The sequence below is a fragment of the Sorangium sp. So ce281 genome (assembly GCF_051527395.1).
Taxonomy (GTDB): domain Bacteria; phylum Myxococcota_A; class Polyangia; order Polyangiales; family Polyangiaceae; genus Sorangium; species Sorangium cellulosum_B.
Map to the genome: position 1 here is coordinate 8,249,644 of NZ_CP150322.1, position 21,251 is coordinate 8,270,894.

Sequence of the window (21,251 nt, forward strand, 5' to 3'; positions counted from 1 at the left end):
CTCCCCGCGTTCGCGCGCCCCTTCACGTACCAAGAGAGCGGGCTGCTTCGCAGAACCATGCCTCGCTGCTCCGACACGCCCAGGCAGCCCGATCCGCGCGCTTGACAATCAATAAGCCGCGGCTTATACGTCGTGGATGCAGAGCGCGGCCGTGATCGAAGACAGGATCTTCCAGGCGCTGGCGGACCCCAGCCGCCGGGCGATCTTCGAGTCGCTCACGCGTGGCGAAGCGGCCGTGAAGGACCTCACGGCGCGCTTCGACATCTCGCAGCCGGCGATCTCGCAGCACCTCGCCACGTTGAAGGACGCCGGCCTCGTGAGCGGCCGGCGCGAGGGGCGCTGCGTCTACTACCGGGTGGAGCCGCGCGGGCTGAAACCGCTCGTCGACTGGATCACGCACTACCGCGCCTTCTGGATGGAGCGCGTCGATCGCCTCGAACAACTGCTGGAGAAAATGGACGAATGAACCCCACCGACACGACCGCAGAATCGCAAACCGAATCCATTTCGTTCGAGTTCGATTTGAAGCATGCGCCGGAGAAGGTGTGGCGCGCGCTCACCGAACCGGCGCTGCTCGCGGAGTGGCTCCTGCCCACCATCGGCCTCCAGCTCGAGCCGGGGGCGGCGTTCACGCTCAAGACGCAGCCGTACCCCGGCTGGGACGGCACCGTGAATTGCCGGTTCGTCGAGATCGAAGCGCATCGGAAGCTCAGCTACACGTGGAGCGTCCCCTTCCTGGAGACCGTCGTGACCTTCACGCTCACGCCCACGGCGTCGGGCACGCGCCTGTCCCTCGTGCAATCGGGCTTCAAGCCTGACCAGAAGCAGAACTTCGGCGGCGCGCGCTACGGCTGGAAGATGATGGGCGGGAAGCTCGTCGACCTGCTCGAGAGGATCTCATGAGCCGGGCGAGGCTCGTGGCCTACTGGGTGACCACAGGCCTTGTCGCGTCGTCCATGGTCTCGGGCGGCGTGGCCCACGTCCTCCACGCCCCAGCGAGCGTCGACGGCTTCGTGCGCCTCGGCTACCCGCTGCACTTCGTCACGCTCCTCGGCATCTGGAAGATCCTCGGCGCGCTCGCGCTGCTGGCGCCGAGATTCCCGCGCTTGAAGGAGTGGGCGTATGCGGGCCTCGCCTTCGACCTCACCGGCGCCGCCTTCGCCTGGGCCGCCGTCGGCGCCAGCGACTCCACGAGCAACGCTGGCCACATCCTCGCGCCGCTCGTGGTCCTCGCGCTGGCGGTGACGTCGTGGGCGCTGCGGCCGGACTCGCGCAGGTTGCCGGAGCCTCTTCACACGCCGTCGGTGTTGATGACATGATCGTGAACATGGCCTCCTCCAAGCAGCAAGCCGCAGACAGGCAGCACGCCGCAGACAGCCACGATTGGATCCGCGTCCAGGGCGCCCGTGAAAACAACCTCAAGGACGTCAGCGTCGAGATCCCCAAGCGGCGGCTGACCGTGTTCACCGGCGTCTCGGGCTCGGGCAAATCGTCGCTGGTGTTCGGCACCATCGCTGCGGAGTCGCAGCGGCTGATCAACGAGACGTACAGCGCGTTCGTGCAGGGGTTCATGCCGACGCTGGCCCGGCCCGAGGTCGACGTGCTGGAAGGGCTGACGACCGCGATCATCGTGGACCAGGAGCGGATGGGCGCGAACTCCCGCTCGACGGTCGGCACCGCGACCGACGCCAACGCGATGCTGCGGGTGCTGTGGAGCCGCCTCGGCAAGCCGCACATCGGCTCGTCCAACGCCTTCTCCTTCAACGTCCCGTCGGTCCGCGGGGTCGGGGCGATCTCGATCGAGAAGGCCGGCGGGAAGAAGACCGAGAAGCGCGAGTTCGTGGTCAACGGAGGCATGTGCCCGAAATGCGAGGGCATGGGATCGGTCTCCGACTTCGACCTCTCCCAGCTCTACGATGACAGCAAGTCGCTCAACGAGGGTGCGCTCACCATCCCCGGTTACTCGATGGATGGTTGGTACGGGCGCATCTTCGGCGGCTGCGGCTTCTTCGACCCGAACAAGCCGATCCGCAAGTTCACGAAGAAGGAGCTCCACGACCTGCTCCACAAGGAGCCGACCAAGATCAAGGTCGACGGCATCAACCTGACCTACGAAGGGCTGATCCCGAAGATCCAGAAGTCGATGCTGTCCAAGGACGTCGACGCGATGCAGCCGCACATCCGGGCGTTCGTGGAGCGCGCGGTCAAGTTCTCCACCTGTCCCGAGTGCGGCGGCACGCGGCTCAGCGAGGCTGCCCGGTCCTCCAAGATCAAGGGGATCAACATCGCCGAGGCCTGCGCGATGCAGATCAACGACCTGGCCAGGTGGGTGCGCGATCTGAACGAGCCGTCCGTCAAGCCGCTGCTGGCGACGCTGCGGCACACGCTCGACTCGTTCGTCGAGATCGGGCTGGGCTACCTCAGCCTCGACCGGCCGTCGGGCACGCTGTCGGGCGGCGAGGCGCAGCGCACCAAGATGATAGGCCACCTCGGGTCGTCGCTCACCGACGTCACCTACGTCTTCGACGAGCCGACGGTGGGGCTGCACCCCCACGACATCCAGCGGATGAACGAGCTGCTGCTGCGGCTGCGCGACAAGGGCAATACCGTCCTCGTGGTCGAGCACAAGCCGGAGACGATCGCGATCGCCGACCACGTCGTCGACCTGGGCCCCGGCGCCGGCACCGCCGGCGGCGAGGTGGTCTTCACGGGCACCGTCGACGGGCTGCGGGCGAGCGGCACGCTCACCGGGCGTCACCTGAGCGACAGGGTCTCCCTGAAGCGGTCGGTGCGCAAGCCGTCGGGTGTGATGAAGGTGCGCGGCGCCCGCACGCACAACCTGAAGAACGTCGACGTCGACATCCCGCTCGGCGTGCTGGTGGTGGTGACCGGCGTGGCGGGGTCGGGCAAGAGCTCACTCATCCACGGCTCGGTGTCTGGCCGGGACGGGGTGGTGTCGGTCGACCAGACCCCGATCCGTGGCTCCCGGAGGAGCAATCCGGCGACATACACCGATCTGCTGGAGCCGATCCGCAAGGCGTTCGCGAAGACGAACAACGTGAAGCCCGCCCTGTTCAGCGCCAACTCCGAGGGTGCCTGTCCGACCTGCAACGGCGCCGGGGTGATCTACACCGATCTCGCGATGATGGCCGGCGTCACCACGGTCTGCGAGGACTGCGAGGGCCGGCGGTTCCAGGCGTCGGTGCTGAATTACCGGCTCGGCGGGCTCAACATCGCCGAGGTGCTCGATCTGCCGGTCAAAGATGCGGTCGGCTTCTTCGGCGCTGGCAAGGCGCATACGCCGGCCGCGCACGCGATCCTGCAGCGCATGGCCGACGTGGGGCTCGGCTACCTGCGGCTCGGCCAGCCGCTCACCACGCTGTCGGGTGGCGAACGGCAGCGGCTCAAGCTCGCGACACACATGGGCGCCGACGGCGGCGTCTACGTGCTCGACGAGCCGACAACCGGGCTGCACCTGGCCGACCTCGAGCAGCTGCTCGGGCTGCTGGACCGGCTGGTCGACTCCGGCAAGTCGGTCATCGTGATCGAGCACCACCAGGCGGTGATGGCGCACGCCGACTGGATCATCGATATCGGGCCAGGCGCGGGCCACGACGGCGGGCGGATCGTGTTCGAAGGCACCCCGGCCGACCTGGTGGCGGCGAAGTCGACGCTGACCGGCGAGCACCTGGCGGCGTTCGTCGGAGGCCAGCCGAAGGCAGCCCGAGCTGCGCGATCTCGCTGAGCGAGCCGGCGTTTTTCCGTGGGCGCGCGACATGCTACAATGCGTGCATGTCGTTCGCTCCGGACATTCTGGTCACCTCCCGCGACGGAACGAGCCGCTCGCTCGTCGTCGAGGTGAAGCTGTCGATCCACGATCTCCAGGCGTCGGAACAACAGCTCAAGGCGTACATGGTGCGCCATGGCTACGCTACCGGGATGCTCGTTACGCCGGACGCAGTGCGCATCTACCGCGATACGTTTGCGAGCTACGAGGAAGGATCGGTGGAGCTGGTCGGGGCGTTCTCGACGGCGGGCATCTTCGAAGCCGGCGTTGCGTCGACGATTCGCGCGATTGAAGAGCCAGGACTGCGCGGGGTTCAATTCGAGGACGAAGTCCAGCGCTGGCTGGAAGGGCTCAAGAATCCATCCAATCTGGCCGCCTTAGCGCCAGACTTGCGTGAGGCCGTCGAGGATCACGTGGTGCCCGCTCTGGAGCAAGGAGAGGTGCGTGCGGCTGGGCCGCGTGCGAGCCTGAGGCGCACCGGGACCTGAACGATGCGGCACGTCTTCGTCGAGACCAATTGGGTCGTGGACTATGCTGCGCCTGCGCATCACAAGAAAAAAGCAGCGGTTGATCTTCTCGACCGTGCTGCCGCGGGAGAGCTCAAGCTTTATCTTCCGTCCATTTGCCTGAACGAGGCACGTCGTCCAATCCAGGAGCTCAAGCCTCGGCATGAAGCAGATGCCATTCGCCAGTTTCTGCGCTGGGGCAAGGCGAACGGAAAAATCTCAATCGACGACGATGCCACTGCGTTACGGGTGCTCAGCATGTTCGAGAGCAGAGTGAAAGAGGAGCTCAAGCAGCTCGACACGACGCTCGCGTCGCTGCGCAAGCACCCAGGGCTCGATGTGTTCGCGCTCGACGACGCCATGCTGGAGCGCGCGATCGAGCTGAGCGGCGGCGAGCTCGAGTTCGTCAAGCCGTTCGACCAAGCGATCTTGGCTGCGGTGCTGGTGCGGGCCGAGAGGCTGAAGGCCGCTGGGGCAACAGATCTCTCGTTCTGCGAGCTCGACGGGGATCTCCAGCCGTGGGGGAAGAACGGCGTTTCCAAACCAGCATTGACGAAGCTCTACGACGCCGCCGGGATCTGGGTATACGGTGACTTCGATCTTGCTGCGCCAGTGCGCCCCGCGAGCTAGCCAGCGCCTCCGCGCAAGCTCCCGGAGGAAGAAGCACCGTGCAGGGCTGGACGCGAGGACGGCTCTCATCAGGCTGACCGCGCCGAGAGCGCATGCGCCCCCCCGCCAGGCGTCTTATGACTGGCGTGCGACGCGCACCCTGCCGCGAGGCGAGCAAAGCATCCGTTTGAGCATCCAGGGTATTTACCCGTGCTTCGCAGGACGTCCCCCATGCGCCCATCCACGCGCGGGCTCCGCACGATGGCATCGGGGTGCCTATGTGGGCGGCATGGCCATGACGGAGCGGCGGAGCGGCGATGGCGTGGATTTGCTCGCCTGCGCAGCTCAACCGGATTAAAGATCCTGCGTGCCGCACGTGATCCGCCTTCACGCTGACGAGCGCCGGATCCGGGCCGAGATCCCATCCCGCGGGATCTCGCTCGAGGAGGAAGCCGCCGTCGCTGTCATCTATCGGCGCCCGCGTCGCGGTTACCCGCCCGTCGGCGTGCTCGCCGTGGGCCGCAACGCGCTCCAGATGACGGAGAGCGTCCGCATCATGGACCGCTCCCTCGCAAAGACGGAGGAGGACCGGCAAGCGAGGGTCGTGCCCCTGGAGCGGCCGGCGTGGTGGAACGACGGCAGGCTCCTGGAGCGCGACGCCCGCTTCGATCCGGCGCATGTGGGGGAGATCCTTGTCGTCCGCCCATTCGCCCGGAAGACCTTCTCCCCGGCGCTGTGCGAGGCGCTCCTTCGATAGTCGCCTTCTGGCTGGTGTCCTGGTACCGAAAATTCCGGTACGACTGAGGGGGAGCCAGCGCGCAACGTTGGGTCTGATCGGAGGTCGACGTGGAGCTACTCGAGAATTTGCTGTGGCTGTGCAGGATCCCCTCGCCGACGGGTGAGGAACGCAACCTGGCCGACGAGCTGACTCAACGGCTCGCGGCGCTCCCCTTGGCTTCACCGCCGCGCCGCTACGGGGACTCCCTGGTCGCACCGCTGACGCGCGGGTCGGGAGGCCCCAAGATTCTGCTCGTCGGGCAGCTCGACGTGGCGACCCCGGGGCAGCGAGGCGAAGCGCGGACGGAGAACAACCGCGTGCTCGGCGCTGGCGCCGCCGAGAAGAGCGGCCTCTGCCTGATGCTCGATCTGGCCGAGCGCCGGCCCCAGGTGCACGCCGAGCTCACCCTCGTGTTTCACGCTCGCGGGGCGTGCGGCTTCGACGCGAGCGAGCTCAGGGTGGTCATGAAGCAGGACGCCGAGCTACGAGGGGCCGACTTCGCCCTGGTGCTCAAGCCCACGGACAACAAGCTTCAGCTCGGCTCGGGAGGCTCCACGCACGCGACGCTGGCGTTTGCAGGCCGCACGGGGCACAGCGGGCTGCCCGGTGCCGGCGTGAACGCGATTCACAAGTTCGCGCGCGTGCTCTCTCAACTGGCCGCGTTCGAGCCCGTACCCGACGTCGTCGACGGCCTCACCTGGTACGAGATGATGAACGCCACCTCGGCGCACGGGGGCCGCGCCGGCAGCGTCGTGCCAGACCACCTGGAAGTGAACGTGCACCACACGTACGGCCCCAGCACGAGCTCCCATACCTCGCAAGAGCGGCTGATGGCGCTCGTGGACCGCGTGGGGGCCGTCCGGTTCGAGGAGCTCTCCCGTCCGGCGCCGCCGAACCGGAACCACGCGCTCATCGCAGCTCTCGAACAGAGCGGCGTTCAAGGCGTCGAGGCCCGGCAAACCTGGTCGGAAGTGGCAAGCTTCACGACGCTCGGGATCCCGGCGGCGAATTTCGGACCGGGCGCGGAGCGGACGATGCACGCTCTCAACGAGGTGACGGAGCTCTCGGAGCTCGCGCGGGCGCAAACCATCCTCGATCGGTGGTTCGCCAAGATGACGTGACACGTTCGTTGCATCGGTGTCGTCGACCCCGGCGAGCGCCGCGAGAGGGGCAATCTCCAGGACGATGGCCGGGCGCATGCGGCCCAGCATCGCCCGGCGGGCTGCCCTCCGAAAGACGCGCCTGGCCCGTCATTCGACGGGCCGAGGGCAGCGCTGGCCAGCAGCGCTCATGGCGCGATCGCCGTCGCGGCCGGGCAACAAGCGCCGGAGCCCGTCCTGGAGACTCGCGACGATGGGGACGCCGTCGAAGCCGAGATCGCAGTCGATCAGCAATCTCGCCATCGCCGGCGAGACGCCCGCGATGACGCACTGCGCCCCGAGCAACGAGGAAGCGCGCACCGTGTCGCTGAGGTGACGTGCCCCTTCCGCGTCCACGAAAGGCACGCCGGTGACGTCGATGATCACATGCTCCGCCTGCGTGTCCACGATCGCCTGCAGCAGCACCTCGAGGATGCGGGCGGCGCGCTTGGCGTCGATCTGGCCGATGAGCGGCAGCGCGAGGATGCCGTCCCAGAGCCTGAGCACGGGCGTGGACAGCTCGGTGATGGCGCGCTGCTGCTCCTCGCTCACGCGGAGCTGCTCCGCGAGCCGCTGGGTCCGCTCGGCGACCGCGGCCTCGAGCTGCGCCGTCTGGACCCGCAGCTCGTCCTCGGACCGCTTGAGCTCGCCGACGTCCACGTGGATCTGCAGCACCTCGCGCACGTTGCCCGCACCGTCGCTGATGGGATGGAGCGAGGAGGCCACCCAGCGGGCCACTCCCTTCTGGAGCGTGTCTGCCTGGACCGGATCGTAGCGAATGGTGGGCAACGCCGTGGCCTCACCCCGCCAGAACGCCTGCTCGACGAGGGGCATCGACCCATTGGCGGATACCTGCTCGTCCTTCAGCAACCGCCACCCGGCGAGATCCCCGATGCGCAAGCTCCAGAGCTGCTCCCAACGACGATTCACCTCGAGCACGCGGCTTTCGCCATCGTAGATCATCATGCTCACGATGCCCCCGTCGAGCAGGGCCTTGTAACGGCGCGCGGGGGCCTCCAGCTCGACGACGCGTCGGCGCAGCGTATCGATCTCACGCTCGAGCTCGGTGTTCGTCGGAGTTGTCTTCTGTTCCATGTTCTTTCGATCCGCATGCTCGTGACGAGCATCCTCCCCGGGAAAGACGACCTTGGCGTGAGCTGGGTCGCTTCCAACGAGCGCGGTACAGGCGTATTGACGATACTACGACGGCCTGCGCCGCCAGGGGGCGCACAGCGTTGTATCTCCTGTCGCGGCGAGCTTCAACCCGGCGGACGTCAGAAGGATGAGGCGCTCACTTGCATCGCTGATCACGATGGCGCGGCGGATCCGACTGTCCAGCTCGGTGAGGTCCGGCCAGGTCCCCGGGCTCGTCTCACCATGGGATTGCCGATGATCGCCTCAACCCGGGTCGGATTGTCGGTTGTCGGCTCAACCTGGGTCGGGTTCACAGGCCCGATCGGGTCCGGCTCAGGGCGACCCCTGCTTCGCGCACGGGTCCGCCGCCGCGGCCGCGCTGCGGCTCTCCCAAAGGCGAGCGAGAGGGCTCATCGGGTCGACCGCGCCCGCGCCGGCGAGCGCCGCCCACGTCAGGATGGGGCCGTCGCCCTCGAGCACCCGCAGCGGCGGCGGATATCCGGTCGCGGCGAGCTTCAGCCCGGCGGGCGTCGGCAGGAGGAGCAGATCCGGGTTGTCGAGGCTCACGCGCTCCCGCAGCAGCTCGAGCACGGTCGCGTCGCCGCCGGCCAGCGGCGCGAGGCAGCGCTCCAGCAAGGGCCGTAGCGCCTTCTTCGACGCGGCGGACCGGTCGAGCAGCTGGGTCACGGGCGCGCCGGTGCGCGCGTCGAGCACCTGCCAGCGCTCGGGCCCAGGGTCCCAGGGGTGCGTGCCGCCCTCGTACCGCATCGCATCGTGGGAGCGGACCGCGAGCAGGCCCTTCTCGTTGAGGGAGATCTCGAAGGTGCGCGAGGCGGCCATTCGCTCGCCCGTCGTGCACGCGCGCAGACTGGCCTCGTCCCCCTGCCCGAACACCCACGCGCCGCTCTCGAGCGCGCGGTTGAGGGCCGCCTCGCTCTTCGCCGTCGCGGCGCCGAAGATCTCGGGCCACGCGAGCTCCTCGCTGCACGCCTCGCCAGGCTCGAAGGGGATCCCGATCCCCTCGGACGGGCCATCGGGGTTCGGCTGCGGCGGGAAGCGGCGCGCCCTCTTCTTCGTGGCCACGAGCAGCACATCGCGGGCGCCCACCGAGGCGAGGTCGAACGGCAGCGAGGCGCCCCGCGGGCTCGTCCACGTCCCGACGAGGTGGCCGTCCGCCCGGCAGGTGCCCGCGAACTGACCCGTCGGGCGCGCCGGGTTGCCCTCGACAAGCGCGATGTCGCCCGCGTCGGTGACCGTCCCGGCCAGCGGGATGTCGACGCCGACGTGGGCATAGAAGTAACGGCCCCGCACGGTCCCTCCGTCGCGCGCGATCCGCGCGAAGACCTCGAGCTTCGGCCCGATCGTGCCGTGGAAGCCGCGCTCCAGCGCGCAGGCGCTCTGCGGCGCCGGCGCGGCGCTCGCGGCAGGCGCAGGCGCGACGCCCGCGGCGGGCGCCGACGGAGACGGCGCCGCGGGGGCCGCCTTGGCCACGGCGGGCGCGGCGCCCGCGGCAGGCGAGGGCGCGGCCGCAGGGCCGCACGCCGGCAGAGCGAGGACCAGCGGGAGGAACGCTCGATGTCGCATGGACAGCCATTGTGCAGAACAGGACTCGACAAATCCCCTCATTTCGTTGGCATTTTAGCGGGAATTGAACAGGGGGTCGGGGAGACAGGGAGATTGATCGGATTTCTCTCCCCGACTCCCCGACTCCCTGTGAATTTTCTCGAAAAATTAGGGACCGTGGACGACGCCCGCATTCGGCCGCCCACGGCGAGGTCGAATGGCAGCGATCCGCGTCCTCAGGCCGGCCTGAAGCGGAGCGGCAGCGACACGGGGCCACGCACGGTGAGCGTGCGGTTGTAGGGGATCTCGCCGGGCGCGCGGGTCACCTCGCCGATCCTCGGGACCAGGACCTCGAGCGCGACCTTCGCCTCCATCCGGGCCAGCGCCGCGCCAAGACAGAAGTGCGCGCCGTGCCCGAACGTCAGGCTCGGCTGCCCGCGGTGCGGATCGAACCGATCGGGATCCGTGAAGCGCAGCTCGTCGCGGTTCGCCGAGCCGACCAGCGCCAGCACGAGCGAGCCCGCGGGGATCGTCACGCCGGCCAGCGCGACGTCCGACGTCGTGAGCCGGGGGACGGACTGGGTCGGGCCGTCATAACGCATCATCTCCTCGATGAACCTCGGGATGAGCTGCGGCGAGGCGCGCAGCCGCTCGAGCTCCGCGGGGCGCTCCGCGAGCAGGAGCATCGAGCTGCCGAGGAAATGGGTCGTGGTCTCGAGGCCGCCGCCGAGGATGCTGACGAGCAGATCGATGATCTCGCGGTCCCCAAGGAGCTCGCCGGCGCGGGCGAGCTCGCTCACGAGGTCGTCGGAGGGCGAGCGCCTGCGGGCCGCGATGACGTCGGCCATGTACCGGTCGAGCTCCGCGATCGTGGCGCGGACGCGGGCGGCGTGCTCGGCGCTCGCCGGCTCGGGCGTCACGGAGAGGAGGTCGTCCATCCACCGCTTGAAGCGCGGCTCGAGCGCGTGATCCAGGCCGAGCAGCTCGCTGATCACGAACGCCGGCAGCGGCGCCGCGGCCGCGGCGATGAAGTCGACCTCGCCGTCGAGGCGGCCCGCGAGCCGCTCGCACAGATCCCGGGCCCGCTGCTCGATGCGCGCGATCGCCGGCGCCCCGAACGCCCGGCTCACCAGGCCGCGGAGCCGCGCGTGATCGGGGCCATCCATGGCCAGGATCGAGCTCGCGAGCGGGTTGTGCCCCACCCACGCGGGCTGCCAGGCGGCCCGGAACCCCTGGGACGAGAACCGCTCCGGGCTCCGCAGGACCGTCGCGACATCGGCGTACCGGCTCACAGCCCACATCCCGCCGGGATCCACCTGGCAGACCGGCGCCTCGCGGCGCATCGCCGCGTACGGCGTATAAGGATCCGCCCGGAAGGCGGGTGTCATGATGTCCACGCGCTCGCTCATGCGAAGAGACCTCCCGCGACGGCCCCGAGCACACGCCGGGCCCGCGCGGGAGAGGCCGCTTTCCACGGGGGTCCGCGGCTCGTCCGTGGCGCCCCGCGAGCCCGCCGGTCAGGGTGACCGGTCATTCCTGTCGCCTTGAAAGGTCGTCCCATGCGCGCAGCCGATCTCGACATCCGGAAGCTGCTCGACGTCGACGCGCGCGGCGGTGTCGTCCGCTTCGCCGGGGAGCGCGCGGTCATCCTCGACGCCGGGGCGCTCGGGGCGCTGCGCGAGGAGCTCGTCCGGCTCGCGGGGTACGCGGGGGCGCGCGCCGTGCTCACGCGCTTCGGCGTCGAGCACGGCGCCAGGATGGCGGAGGCGATGACGTCCCGGCTCCCCTGGGACAGCGAGGCCGAGCTGCACGGCGCAGGCGCCCTGCTCCACACGCTGCAGGGCTTCATCCGGCTCGCCCCCGGGGACACGACGCCCCTCGCCTCGCGCGGCGCCACGCTGCTCTCGTCGTACGAGGCCGAGCAGCACCTCCTGCGCCTCGGCCGCGCGGACGAGCCGGTCTGCTGGATGCTCGCCGGCATCGCGAGCGGCTACATGACCCGGGCGACGGGCGAGGCGGTCTACGTCATCGAGGATCGGTGCATCGGCCGGGGCGACGACGTCTGCCACTTCCAGGGCCGGACGCGCGCCGCGTGGGGCGGCGCGCTCGAGGAGCACCTGCACTTCTTCCGCGAGAGCGCGCTCGACCCGTCGCTCGGCGAGGCCGCGCAGCCCGCGCCGCTGCGGAGGGCGACAGGGCGCGCGCTCGGCGCGAGGGCGAGCGCCCTGCCCCTCGCCGCGCCGCGGGGCGAGCCGCCGACCCCGCTCGTCGCGGAGAGCCCGGCGATGCAGCGGGCCCTCGACCGCGCGCGGCGGGTCGCGCCGGTGGACTCGACGATCCTGCTCACGGGCGAGAGCGGCGCCGGGAAAGAGCGGGTGGCGCGGCTCATCCACGGCGCGTCGGCGCGCGCCGCGGGGCCGTTCGTCGCGGTCAACTGCGCGGCGATCACCGAGACGCTGCTGGAGAGCGAGCTCTTCGGGCACGCGCGCGGCGCGTTCACCGGCGCGACCCACGACCGCGCCGGGCTGTTCGAGGCGGCGCGCGGGGGCACGCTGCTGCTCGACGAGGTCGGCGAGGCCCCGCCCGGGGTGCAGGCGAAGCTCCTCCGCGCGCTCCAGGAGCGGCAGGTGCGCCGCGTCGGCGAGAACGCGAGCCGCCCCGTCGACGCCCGGATCCTCGCGGCGACGAACCGCGATCTCGCGGCCGACGTCGCGGCGGGCCGCTTCCGGCGGGACCTCTACTACCGGCTGCGGGTCATCGAGATCCGCCTTCCGCCGCTCCGCGAGCGCCGGGAGGACATCCTGCCGCTCGCGCGGGCGCTGCTCGGGGCGGCGTCGCGACGGCTCGATCGCCCCGTCGCGCGCTTCACGCCGGAGGCCGAAGGCGCGCTGGAGCGCCACGGGTGGCCCGGCAATGTGCGCGAGCTGGAGAACGCCGTGGAGCATGCGGTCGCGCTGGCGCAGGGAGGCGCCGCCGATCTGGAGGACCTTCCTGACGACGTCCGCGGCGCCGCGCCGGCCGGCGGCGAGACGGGCGAGCAGCCGGCCGCGCGGACGCTGGAGGGCGTCGAGCGGCGAGCGATCCTCGCGGCGCTCGAGCGGCACGGCGGCAACCAGGCCCGCGCCGCCGCGGAGCTCGGGATCGGCGCGTCGACGCTCTACCGGAAGCTCAGGAGGTACGCCCGCGGCGAGGGATAGTGGTGGGCGAGGTGTCCCCTCGACGACAACCGGGCCCCGCCGGTGCCCGAACCCGGAAAACCACGGCGCCTGGATCTCCGTCCGTGAGAAGCGCCACGACCACGCACATCGGTACTTGACTAGGGCGACGTCGGTTGGTACTCCTCCGCCCCCATCGACGGAGACGACCTCCAAGGATGTCCCGGCGTGCTCAGCCTCTTCGCTGACATGCGCACAGGAATGAGATTTCCTGATCGATGGGATCGCCGTTTGCGGGAGTAACTCAGTGGTAGAGTGCAACCTTGCCAAGGTTGACGTCGCGGGTTCAAATCCCGTCTCCCGCTCCACGACATAGACGCTGCAACACCGGACGCCGCTGAGCACCGCTCCGCGGCCCCGTGACGCGTCAATCGACGCCCTCGCCCAGCGCGAGGAGGGCGAAGCTCGCCAGCCAGTGCTCGCCCATGTAGTCGCCGGCGACGTGCGGCAGGCTGGCGTCGAGGTGCCGCTCCGCCGCGTCGAGAGCGCGGGCGCGGACCGCGTCCCCTTCGGGCAGCGCCGCGGCGAGCGAGCGCCAGCACCAGGCGCGGCTCAGGTTGAGCCCGTCGAGGTGGGCGATCTTGCCGTCGCTGCGATCGCTGACCGTCGCGGGCTCGAACAGGGTCGCTGGCTCGCCGCGCGCCGCCCGCGGCAGGAACCGCGCGAGCCAGCCGCGGAACTCCGGTCCGGGCAGGGCCCGGCGCATGCACTCGGCCTCCATGAGGGCAGGCGAGAGGAAATCGTCCTGCGAGGGCTCCCACGCCTGGCAGTCCGCGTCGCGGCCGTACCAGGCGCGCGCGGCCTCGGCGCAGCGCAGCGACAGCCGCTCATCGCCCTTCACGGCGGCGTACTCCTGCGCGAGCGCGAGCGCGAAGGCGCTGTTCGTGTGCGCGCCGGCGCGAACGGGATACGTGGCCCTGGGCAGGTACTCGAGGAGCCGCCCGGCGAACGCGTCGTCGAGCGGGGCCAGCGCGGCCGCCCAGCGCCGCCCCTCCTCGGTCTCGTACCGCGAGAGCTCGGCCGCCAGCATCAGCAGCCACGCCCAGCCGTAAGGCCGCTCGAAGCCGCGGCTCGACGGCCGCTGCAGATAGGCCAGCTCGCCGGCGACCTTCTCGCCCGTGAGCTGCGCGTCGAGCAGCCCGCGGACCGGCGCGGCGCCGGGCACGCCGGGGAAGAGGCGGTGGATCCGCGCGAGGAGCCAGTGGCCGTGAACGCACGAGTGCCAGTCGAAGCTGCCGTAGAAGATGGGGTGAAGGTCGCGCGGGCCCTTCACGTCCTCGGGGCCGGCCATGACGTGATCGAGCTTGTTCGGATACTCCCGCGTCACGTGCCCGAGCGCGATGGCGGCGAGACGCGAGGCGATGTCCGGTGTCAGGGCGTGCGTCATGCGATGGCAACCTCAGCGCCGGAAGACGAGCAGGTACATGACGTCAGGGACATCTATCAACGGCAGGGCAAAACGGGGACACCGTGAGCAGCGGCGCGCTGCCCGGGCCGAAACCTCGTCACAGCCCCAGGCGCCGCAGCGGGAGCTCCCGGGCGCGCGTCTTCGTCAAGGCGAAGACCGCGTTCGCGATCGCGGGCGCGACAGGCGGCACCCCGGGCTCCCCGACGCCCCCGGGCGGGGCGTCGCTCTTCACGATCTCCACGTGGATCCGCGCCGGCACCTCCGGGCTCCGCACCACCGGGTAGTCGCGGAAGTTCGTCTGCTCGACCGCGCCGCCCTTCATCGTGATGGCGCCGTGGAGCGCGATGCTCATCCCGAAGACCACCGCGCCTTCCATCTGCGCGTGCACGCGGTCCAGGTTGATGACCGTGCCGGGGTCCGCGACGAGCCACACCTCGTCGACCTTCACCTTGCCGAGCGCGTCCTTCGAGACCGCGGCGACGACCGCCACGTACGTGAGGAAGCTCCGGTGCGCGGCGAGGCCCAGCGCGCAGCCCGCCTTGCGCGCGGCGTCCCACCCCGAGAGCTCCGTCACCCGCTCGATGACGTGCCGGAGGCGGCCCACGTCGACCGGGTGCTGCTCGATCGACGCCCCGTAGTTCGGGACCTTGTCGACGCCCAGCTCGGCGGGCGTCGCCTTCCGGGCAGGGCCGAGCACCTCGAGCAGCACCTCGCGCGGATCCGCCTGCCGCGCGTGCGCGATCTCGTCGATGAAGCTCTGCACCGCGAAGGCGTGGAAGATGTTGCAGACCGACCGGAGCCACCCGATCCGGACGTGCGCCGGCGCGTCGCACGCCTCGGCGCGGACGTTCGGGGCCGCGAGCGCGAGATCGAGCACGCCGAGGCCGAGCTCGTTGTCGCTCGGGGTCTTCACCTTCGCGTCGAACGTCGACGGGATCGGCGGGAACGCCGTCCGGTGCAGCCACGCCGTCACCTTGCCGCTCGCGTCGAGCCCCGCCGTGAGGCGCTGCGCGCTGACGCTGTGGAAGTAGCCGCTCTGCACGTCGTCCTCGCGGGTCCACTGCACGCGCACCGGCGCGCCCAGCTCGCGCGCGAGCAGCGCCGCCTCGGCGACGTAGTCCGGCTTGGACTTCCGGCCGAAGCCGCCGCCGAGGAACGTCACGTGCACGGTGACCTTGGCCTCGTCGACGCCGAGCGCCCGCGCCACCTCGGTGCGCGCCGCCTGCGGGTTCTGCGTCGGCGCCCACACCTCGCAGCCGCCCGCGTCGACCTTCGCCACGGCCGCGGGCGGCTCCATGGCCACATGCGCGAGGTGAGGCACGTAGTACTCGGCCTCGACCGTGCGCGCCGCCGCCTTGAGCGCCCCGTCGACATCGCCGACCTTGCGCACGACCTTGCCCGGCGCGCGCACCGCGCGCGAGAGCGCCTCGCGGTAGCTCGCCGAGTCGTACGACGCGTTCGCGCCGTGATCCCATGTGATCTGCAGCGCCGCGCGGCCGCGCATCGCGGCCCACGTCGTGTCCGCCACGACCGCCACGCCCCCGAGCGGCTGGAACCCCACCCCGCCGCCCTTCGGCGCCGGCAGCTCCACGAGCTTCTTCACGCCCGGGACCGCCAGCGCGCGGGCCCCGTCGTACCGCACGACCTTGCCCCCCACGACCGGCGGGTGCGCGATGACCGCGGTGAGCATGCCGGGCAGGCGCACGTCCGCGCCGAACTGGGCCGCGCCCGTGACGAGGGCCGGGCCGTCGAGCAGCGGGAGCGGGCCGCCGACGCGCTTGAGCTCCGAGGCGGGGCGGAGCGCGACCGACTCCGCGTCGGGCACCGGGAGCTTCGCCGCGTCGGCCACGAGCTCGCGGAAGTCCAGCGAGCGCTTCGACTTCGCGTGGTGGACCGCGTGCTGCTGGGCGACGCACTCCGCGGCGGGGACGCGCCACTTCCGGGCCGCGGCCGCGACGAGCATCGCGCGCGCTGTCGCGCCCACGCGCCGCATCGGCTCGTAGCCGCCGCGCACGCTGCGCGAGCCGTCGGTGTTCTGATCGCCGTAAACCTTGTCGCCGTCGGCTTGCACGATCTTGACCCGCGCCATGTCCGCGCCGAGCTCGTCGGCGACGAGGACCGGCAGCGAGCTGCGGATCCCCTGCCCCATCTCCGACCGGTGGCAGACGATCGACACCGTCCCGTCGGGCGCGATGTGGAGGAACACCCCGGTCCGGAGCCCCGGCTGCGCCTGCGCGCCGCTGGGCGTAGGCGGCACAGCCGGCGCGGGCGGCGCGGCCTCGGCGACCCCGAGCGCGAGCCCGCCCACCGCGAGCCCGAGCCCCGCGAGGAAGGAGCGGCGGAGGAGGACGACCCGTTGCTGTTCCATCTTCACTCCGTGGGAAGGCCGGCGGCCTTGCGGACCGCCGCGCGGATGCGCGTGTACGTGCCGCACCGGCAGATGTTGCCGGCGAGCGATCGGTCGATGTCGTCGTTCGAGGGCCGCGGGTTCTTCCGCAGGAGCGCGGCCGCGCTCATGATCTGCCCCGCCTGGCAGAAGCCGCACTGCGGGACGCCGAGCTCCACCCACGCGCGCTGGAGCGGGTGATCGCCGGCGGGGCTGAGCCCCTCGATCGTCGTCACCGAGCCGCCCGCGGCGCGCTTCACCGGCGTCACGCAGGCGCGCACCGTCTCGCCGTCGAGGTGCACCACGCACGCCCCGCAGAGCGCCTGGCCGCAACCGTACTTCGTCCCCGTGAGGCCGAGCACGTCGCGCAGCACCCAGAGGAGCGGCATGTCCGGATCCACGTCGAGCTTCTGCTCCGCGCCGTTCACCTTCAGGATGATCATGGTCGGGACTCCTCGGGCGGGCACGCCGCGCCCGCCTTCACCCACGCGTCGACGAGCGCGCCGAAGGCCGCCTGCGAGCCGGGCGCCTTCGTGCGGCCGTGGCCGGGCGCCCACCCCCACGCCACGAGCTCGTCGCGGTTGGAGTGCTCGACGATCTGCGCGAGCGTCTTCTTGCCGTTGCGCGCCGGATCCTTGATCTGCGCGCAGATCGCCGCGGGCGACCGCCCGAGCCACGCCATCTCCGCCGGCGCGAGGTGCCAGCCCGGCGCCCCGGGGACGCGGGCGAGCTCGAGGTTCTGCGCCTGATGGCACGACGTGCACTCCATCGCCGCCACCCCGCGATCGCTCGGACCGCGCTCGGCCGGCGGGCTGTGGCGCTCGCCGGCGTCGCCCTGGCGCGGGACGCCGTCGTGAGGGTGGCAGTTCACGCAGCGCGGGTGGAGCAGCACCTTGCTCGCCTCGAGGAAGAGCGAGGCCGCGCGCGCGTCGTCGTCCCGGATCGCCGCGAACGCCTCCGGACTGCGGAGCTCGCCCGGGGCGACGGGCGGAAGAATGACCGGCCTGGGCGCCTCCGCGGGACGCGAGTCGCACGCCGCGGCGAGGAGGCCGACGCCAGCCAGCAGGGAACAGAGGAGGAGAGGCTGCATCGCCGGGCCTACCCTGGTGACTCGGCGCGCGGACGACAAGCCCTGATTCGACCTGCGCCCTCGGCGCGTCCCCCGCCGCGTCCACTGACGTCCACTGACAGCGCAGTTCGTGTTACGTCACGGTTTCCGGCGACAGGGCGCCGCGTGGAGCGCGCGCTGACGGAGGCCGTGAACCGTCCGTGAGCCGGTGTCGACAGCGCGCGCCGCAGCCGCGACCGCGCCTGTAGCGAACTGTCACGAGGGCGCTGCGCAGCGCGGCTCCACGCCACGACGGGACACCCCGACGCCGGCGCATGTCCCCGCAACCTCTCCGCCGGAGCGATGGCTCGCGGCGTGCAAGCCAGCTCCGGCATGAGCAAGACGTTAGGAATAGGCGAGGCCACCCAGCCATCGCCCTGCCTGATCGCCCCAGCTGAGGCAGGCTGCCACACCGCGTCGAGCTCGGAGCGCGGGCCGCTGCCGGGGATGCACGTGGGCTCCCAGCTCCGGCTGATCCGCGCGCTCGGCCAGGGAGGGATGGGGAGCGTCTGGCTCGCCGAGCACGTCGCGCTCAGGACCCATGTCGCGGTGAAGTTCCTCCGCGACATGTACATGGACCACCCGCTGGCCGTCGTGCGCCTCCACCGGGAGGCCGAGGCCGCGGCCCGCATCCAGAGCCCGCACGTGGTGCGCGTGTTCGATGTGAGCTTCACCGACCAGGGGGTCCCGTACATCGTGATGGAGCACCTGGAAGGGCAGACGCTGCAAGATCGGGTCGAGCGCCGCCGGCGGCTCTCGCTCGAGGAGACCGTGTCCATCCTCCGCCAGCTCTGCGCCGCGCTGGCCAGGGCGCACGAGGCGGGGATCGTTCACCGCGACATCAAGCCCGAGAACATCTTCCTCGTGGACGGCGAGGGGGAGCCCTTCGTGAAGGTGCTCGACTTCGGCATCGCCAAGAACACCGCCGACGAGGCCGAGCGGCTCACCGTCACGGGCGCCATCCTGGGGACGCCGCACTTCATGTCGCCCGAGCAGATGGCGGGCGGCGCGCGGGTCGGACCGCACAGCGATCTCTGGGCCCTCGGCGTCGTGGCCTACTTCTGCTTGACCGGGCAGATCCCCTTCGGCGGCGCCACCGTCGCCGCGGTGGCCGTGGCGATCGACCGCGGGCCGCCCCCGCCGCCGTCCCGGCTCGCCCCGGGTGTGCCGCCCGCGATCGACGCCTGGGTCCTCTCGCTGCTCGAGCCCGACCCGGCGCGCCGCGCCCGGAGCGCGCGCGCCGTCCTCGAGGCGCTGGACGCCGCCGTCGCCGCCCCGCGCGCCGCGCGGCCCGCCCAGACCGAGCTCATGCCCCCGCGCGAGGCCCTCGGCTCGGGCGAGGGCTTCTCGTCCCTCGTGACCACGCTCCTGCCGTTCGGCACGCTGGGCGCGAGCTCGCCCCGGCAGCGGGCGCGGGCGCGCACCTGGGCCCTGGCCGCGGGCGCCGTCCTGGGCCTCAGCACCCTGGCATGGGCAGGGGCCTCCGGCGTCACCCGGACCGCGCCGGCAGCGCAGACCGCATCGCTCGCGATGGTCGCCGGCGGAGCGCCCGGGCGCGCCGCCCCCGCCGTCGAGCCCGCGGCCCAGTGCGCGACGAGCGGGCCGCTGTCCGAGGCGCGGGCCGTGGCCACGGCGCCGCAGGTCGAGGCGCAGGCGGCGGCCACGGCGCAGGACGACGCCGGGCCGCGCCAGGCCGAGGCGCGGGCCGCGGCCACGGCGCAGGCTGCGGCCACGGCGCGGCCTGCGACCCGGGCGGCCGCCGACGCCAGGGTGCCGGCCGTGTCTGGCGCCCCGAGCGCCCTGCCGGCGGCGCTCGCCGCGCCGGCCGCGACGCCGGTCAAGACGGTCGCGACGCGCACGCGCTGGCGCCGCGATCTCGGCTTCTGACAGGAGAGGAGACCCATGCGCCCCCGGCCCAGCACGCTGCTGATGATCACCAGCCTGATCCTCGCGTCGCCGCCGGCGCTCGCCGGCGACACGGCGGACACCGCCGGCGGCGCCGCGGACGAGAAGGCGCGGCGCGACGCCCGGGAGCTCGTGTACCTGGGCGACGAGCTGTTCATCCTGAGGAGGTACGCGGAGGCGCTCCGCGCCTACCAGCGCGCCGAGCAGCTCGTCCGCGTGCCCTCGACGTCCATCGAGGTGGCGAAGGCGCTCGCCGCGATCGGCCGGCTCAGCGAGGCGCGCGAGCTCGCGTCCACGATCGCCTCGTCGCGCGCGCTCCCCGGGGAGCCCTGGCCGTTCATGCAGGCGCGGCGCCGCGCCGGCGCCCTGCGCGACGAGCTCGACGACCGCATCCCCCGGCTGAAGGTGCGGCTCGTGCCGAGCCCCGCCGGGGCCAGGCTCAGGATCGACGGCCAGGAGGTGAAGGTCTCCTCGGAGGGGACCTTGATCGATCCCGGCAACCACTGGGTCGAGGTCGAGGCCGACGGCTACGCCGGCGCCCGGCAGCGGGTCTACGTCCCGGAGCGGGAGATCACGGCGCTCGACGTCACCCTCACCCCGGCGCCCCGCCCGGACGGCGTCTCGCCGTGGGCCATCGGCGGGTTCGTGGCCTCGGGCGCCGGGCTGGCGGTGGGGCTCGGCGTAGGCGCGGCCTACCTGAGCGCGAGGAGCGACCTCGCCGAGGCGTGCCGGCAGGGCGCCTCGGGTTGCTCCGCCGATGCGCGAGGCGACGCGAACGCCCTGGGTTGGGTCTCGAACGTGGGGTTCGGCCTCGCCATCGCCGGCGCGGCCGTCGGCGGCATCACCCTCGGCCTGGAGCGCTCGAAGGCCCCGGCCTCGAGCGTCACCTGGGCGGTCGGTCCGGGCTACATCAGCATGCGAGGGACGCTGTGAGGGCGCGCCGCGCTGCCGCCTGCGCGTTCGCCGCGTGGCTCGCCGGGTGTCAGCTCGTCGCCCCGCTGCCCGACGGCGAGGACGGCGCCACCTCGGCCGAGGGCGACGGCATCGACAGCGGCGCGGGCGACGCCGGCGACGGGAGCCCGGAGAGCTGGGCTCCGCCCGCGCAGGAGGCCGGCCCGTGCGAGATCGCCGCGTGCTCGGCGCACTGCGACCGGTCGATGGATCTCTGCGAGCTCACGCCCCAGTACCCGTCGGTCGAGGCGTGCTGCACCGTCTGCGAGGCGATGCCGTCGCCCGAGGGGTATGCCGGGTGCCGCGCGGCGGAGACCGGCGATCCCGCCGGCTGCACCGCGGCTGGGCCGCTCGGCCCGGAGGGCGACGCAGAGTGCGTCGGGCGGTGCGAGGCGATGTGCACGCTCTACGCGGCCGTGTGCCCGCTCGAGCTCGCGGACATCGCGGCCTGCGAGGCCCTCTGCGCGGCCTTGCCGGCGCCGCAGGTGTTCGACGCGTGCGGCCCGCTCGCGGCCGAGGGCTCGCTCGGGTGCAGCACGCAGCAGATCTACATAGCGCTCGGCGCGGTCGACAAGAAGGCGCGCGACAAGGTGTGCCGCGACATCCTGGAAGGCCGCTGCCCCAAGCCGGCGTGCGCGGGCGGCGACTAGCTCGATCCCGCCTCGCGAACGGCGCCGCAAGCGGGGGAGTCTGCCTGCTCTCCGCCGGTGCGTTCGCCTGGGCAGCCGATCCTTGGGAGCGGGCAGCGCTCGCCGCGGAGGC

19 protein-coding genes and 1 tRNA gene are annotated in these 21,251 nt (G+C 71.9%); 13 read left to right on the plus strand and 7 right to left on the minus strand.

Annotated features, from left to right (window positions below; all coding sequences use genetic code 11):
* Nucleotides 1-136 precede the first annotated feature (136 nt).
* The 8 genes from WMF27_RS31330 (at nucleotide 137) to WMF27_RS31365 (ending at nucleotide 6,801) form a co-directional block, all read left to right on the plus strand.
* Entirely contained in the window at nucleotides 137-466 is a 330-nt protein-coding gene (locus WMF27_RS31330) for an ArsR/SmtB family transcription factor (protein ID WP_437765202.1), read from the plus strand.
* Complete coding sequence (locus tag WMF27_RS31335) at nucleotides 463-903, plus strand: SRPBCC family protein (RefSeq protein ID WP_437765201.1); 441 nt, start codon at nucleotides 463-465, stop codon at nucleotides 901-903. Before WMF27_RS31330 ends, WMF27_RS31335 begins: the two co-directional genes overlap by 4 nt.
* Nucleotides 900-1,319, plus strand: a complete 420-nt coding sequence (locus tag WMF27_RS31340; RefSeq protein WP_437765200.1) for a DoxX family protein — start codon at nucleotides 900-902, stop codon at nucleotides 1,317-1,319. Before WMF27_RS31335 ends, WMF27_RS31340 begins: the two co-directional genes overlap by 4 nt.
* 8 nt (nucleotides 1,320-1,327) lie before the next feature.
* Nucleotides 1,328-3,745: an ATP-binding cassette domain-containing protein gene (locus tag WMF27_RS31345; protein WP_437765199.1), complete on the plus strand. Its 2,418-nt coding sequence runs from the start codon at nucleotides 1,328-1,330 to the stop codon at nucleotides 3,743-3,745.
* Between the two features lie 47 nt (nucleotides 3,746-3,792).
* Nucleotides 3,793-4,275 (plus strand): hypothetical protein, encoded by a 483-nt coding sequence (locus tag WMF27_RS31350; RefSeq protein WP_437765198.1) that lies wholly within the window; start codon nucleotides 3,793-3,795, stop codon nucleotides 4,273-4,275.
* A gap of 3 nt (nucleotides 4,276-4,278) precedes the next feature.
* Nucleotides 4,279-4,923 carry a hypothetical protein gene (locus tag WMF27_RS31355; protein WP_437765197.1) on the plus strand — a complete coding sequence of 215 codons (645 nt, stop codon included), beginning with the start codon at nucleotides 4,279-4,281 and terminating at the stop codon, nucleotides 4,921-4,923.
* A gap of 346 nt (nucleotides 4,924-5,269) precedes the next feature.
* Nucleotides 5,270-5,659, plus strand: coding sequence for a hypothetical protein (locus tag WMF27_RS31360; RefSeq protein ID WP_437765196.1), 390 nt, complete (start codon nucleotides 5,270-5,272; stop codon nucleotides 5,657-5,659).
* Between the two features lie 89 nt (nucleotides 5,660-5,748).
* A complete protein-coding gene (locus WMF27_RS31365; protein WP_437765195.1) occupies nucleotides 5,749-6,801 on the plus strand; it encodes a peptidase dimerization domain-containing protein in 1,053 nt (350 codons plus the stop codon).
* A 129-nt stretch (nucleotides 6,802-6,930) separates the two neighbouring features.
* Here WMF27_RS31365 and WMF27_RS31370 read toward each other — a convergent pair whose 3' ends face one another.
* From WMF27_RS31370 to WMF27_RS31380, 3 genes are all read right to left on the minus strand, one after another.
* A complete protein-coding gene (locus tag WMF27_RS31370) occupies nucleotides 6,931-7,914 on the minus strand; it encodes an STAS domain-containing protein (protein WP_437765194.1) in 984 nt (327 codons plus the stop codon).
* A 372-nt stretch (nucleotides 7,915-8,286) separates the two neighbouring features.
* Entirely contained in the window at nucleotides 8,287-9,537 is a 1,251-nt protein-coding gene (locus tag WMF27_RS31375; RefSeq protein ID WP_437765193.1) for a hypothetical protein, read from the minus strand.
* Nucleotides 9,538-9,752: 215 nt separating this feature from the next.
* Nucleotides 9,753-10,925 carry a cytochrome P450 gene (locus WMF27_RS31380; protein ID WP_437765192.1) on the minus strand — a complete coding sequence of 391 codons (1,173 nt, stop codon included), beginning with the start codon at nucleotides 10,923-10,925 and terminating at the stop codon, nucleotides 9,753-9,755.
* A gap of 150 nt (nucleotides 10,926-11,075) precedes the next feature.
* Between WMF27_RS31380 and WMF27_RS31385 the strand changes: the two genes are divergently transcribed.
* Nucleotides 11,076-12,713, plus strand: a complete 1,638-nt coding sequence (locus tag WMF27_RS31385) for a sigma 54-interacting transcriptional regulator (protein ID WP_437765191.1) — start codon at nucleotides 11,076-11,078, stop codon at nucleotides 12,711-12,713.
* 251 nt (nucleotides 12,714-12,964) lie between these two features.
* Nucleotides 12,965-13,039 (plus strand) — tRNA-Gly (locus WMF27_RS31390).
* Nucleotides 13,040-13,098: 59 nt separating this feature from the next.
* On the opposite strand, the gene WMF27_RS31395 is transcribed toward WMF27_RS31390, so the two are convergent.
* The 4 genes from WMF27_RS31395 to WMF27_RS31410 form a co-directional block, all read right to left on the minus strand.
* The gene (locus WMF27_RS31395) at nucleotides 13,099-14,118 is read right to left on the minus strand and encodes a DUF2891 domain-containing protein (protein WP_437765190.1); all 1,020 of its coding nucleotides are present in this window, start codon (nucleotides 14,116-14,118) and stop codon (nucleotides 13,099-13,101) included.
* Between the two features lie 118 nt (nucleotides 14,119-14,236).
* Nucleotides 14,237-16,507, minus strand: a complete 2,271-nt coding sequence (locus tag WMF27_RS31400; protein ID WP_437765189.1) for a molybdopterin cofactor-binding domain-containing protein — start codon at nucleotides 16,505-16,507, stop codon at nucleotides 14,237-14,239.
* A gap of 2 nt (nucleotides 16,508-16,509) precedes the next feature.
* Nucleotides 16,510-16,968 carry a (2Fe-2S)-binding protein gene (locus tag WMF27_RS31405; RefSeq protein ID WP_437765188.1) on the minus strand — a complete coding sequence of 153 codons (459 nt, stop codon included), beginning with the start codon at nucleotides 16,966-16,968 and terminating at the stop codon, nucleotides 16,510-16,512.
* Nucleotides 16,965-17,615, minus strand: coding sequence for an Isoquinoline 1-oxidoreductase subunit (locus tag WMF27_RS31410; protein ID WP_437943217.1), 651 nt, complete (start codon nucleotides 17,613-17,615; stop codon nucleotides 16,965-16,967). Before WMF27_RS31410 ends, WMF27_RS31405 begins: the two co-directional genes overlap by 4 nt.
* Before the next feature lie 465 nt (nucleotides 17,616-18,080).
* Between WMF27_RS31410 and WMF27_RS31415 the strand changes: the two genes are divergently transcribed.
* Genes WMF27_RS31415 through WMF27_RS31425 form a run of 3 tightly spaced genes read left to right on the plus strand, consistent with a single transcriptional unit; the run spans nucleotide 18,081 to nucleotide 21,139 of the window.
* A complete protein-coding gene (locus WMF27_RS31415) occupies nucleotides 18,081-19,520 on the plus strand; it encodes a serine/threonine-protein kinase (RefSeq protein WP_437765187.1) in 1,440 nt (479 codons plus the stop codon).
* A 15-nt stretch (nucleotides 19,521-19,535) separates the two neighbouring features.
* The gene (locus WMF27_RS31420) at nucleotides 19,536-20,471 is read left to right on the plus strand and encodes a PEGA domain-containing protein (protein WP_437765186.1); all 936 of its coding nucleotides are present in this window, start codon (nucleotides 19,536-19,538) and stop codon (nucleotides 20,469-20,471) included.
* Nucleotides 20,468-21,139 carry a hypothetical protein gene (locus WMF27_RS31425; protein ID WP_437765185.1) on the plus strand — a complete coding sequence of 224 codons (672 nt, stop codon included), beginning with the start codon at nucleotides 20,468-20,470 and terminating at the stop codon, nucleotides 21,137-21,139. Before WMF27_RS31420 ends, WMF27_RS31425 begins: the two co-directional genes overlap by 4 nt.
* Nucleotides 21,140-21,251: the final 112 nt, after the last annotated feature.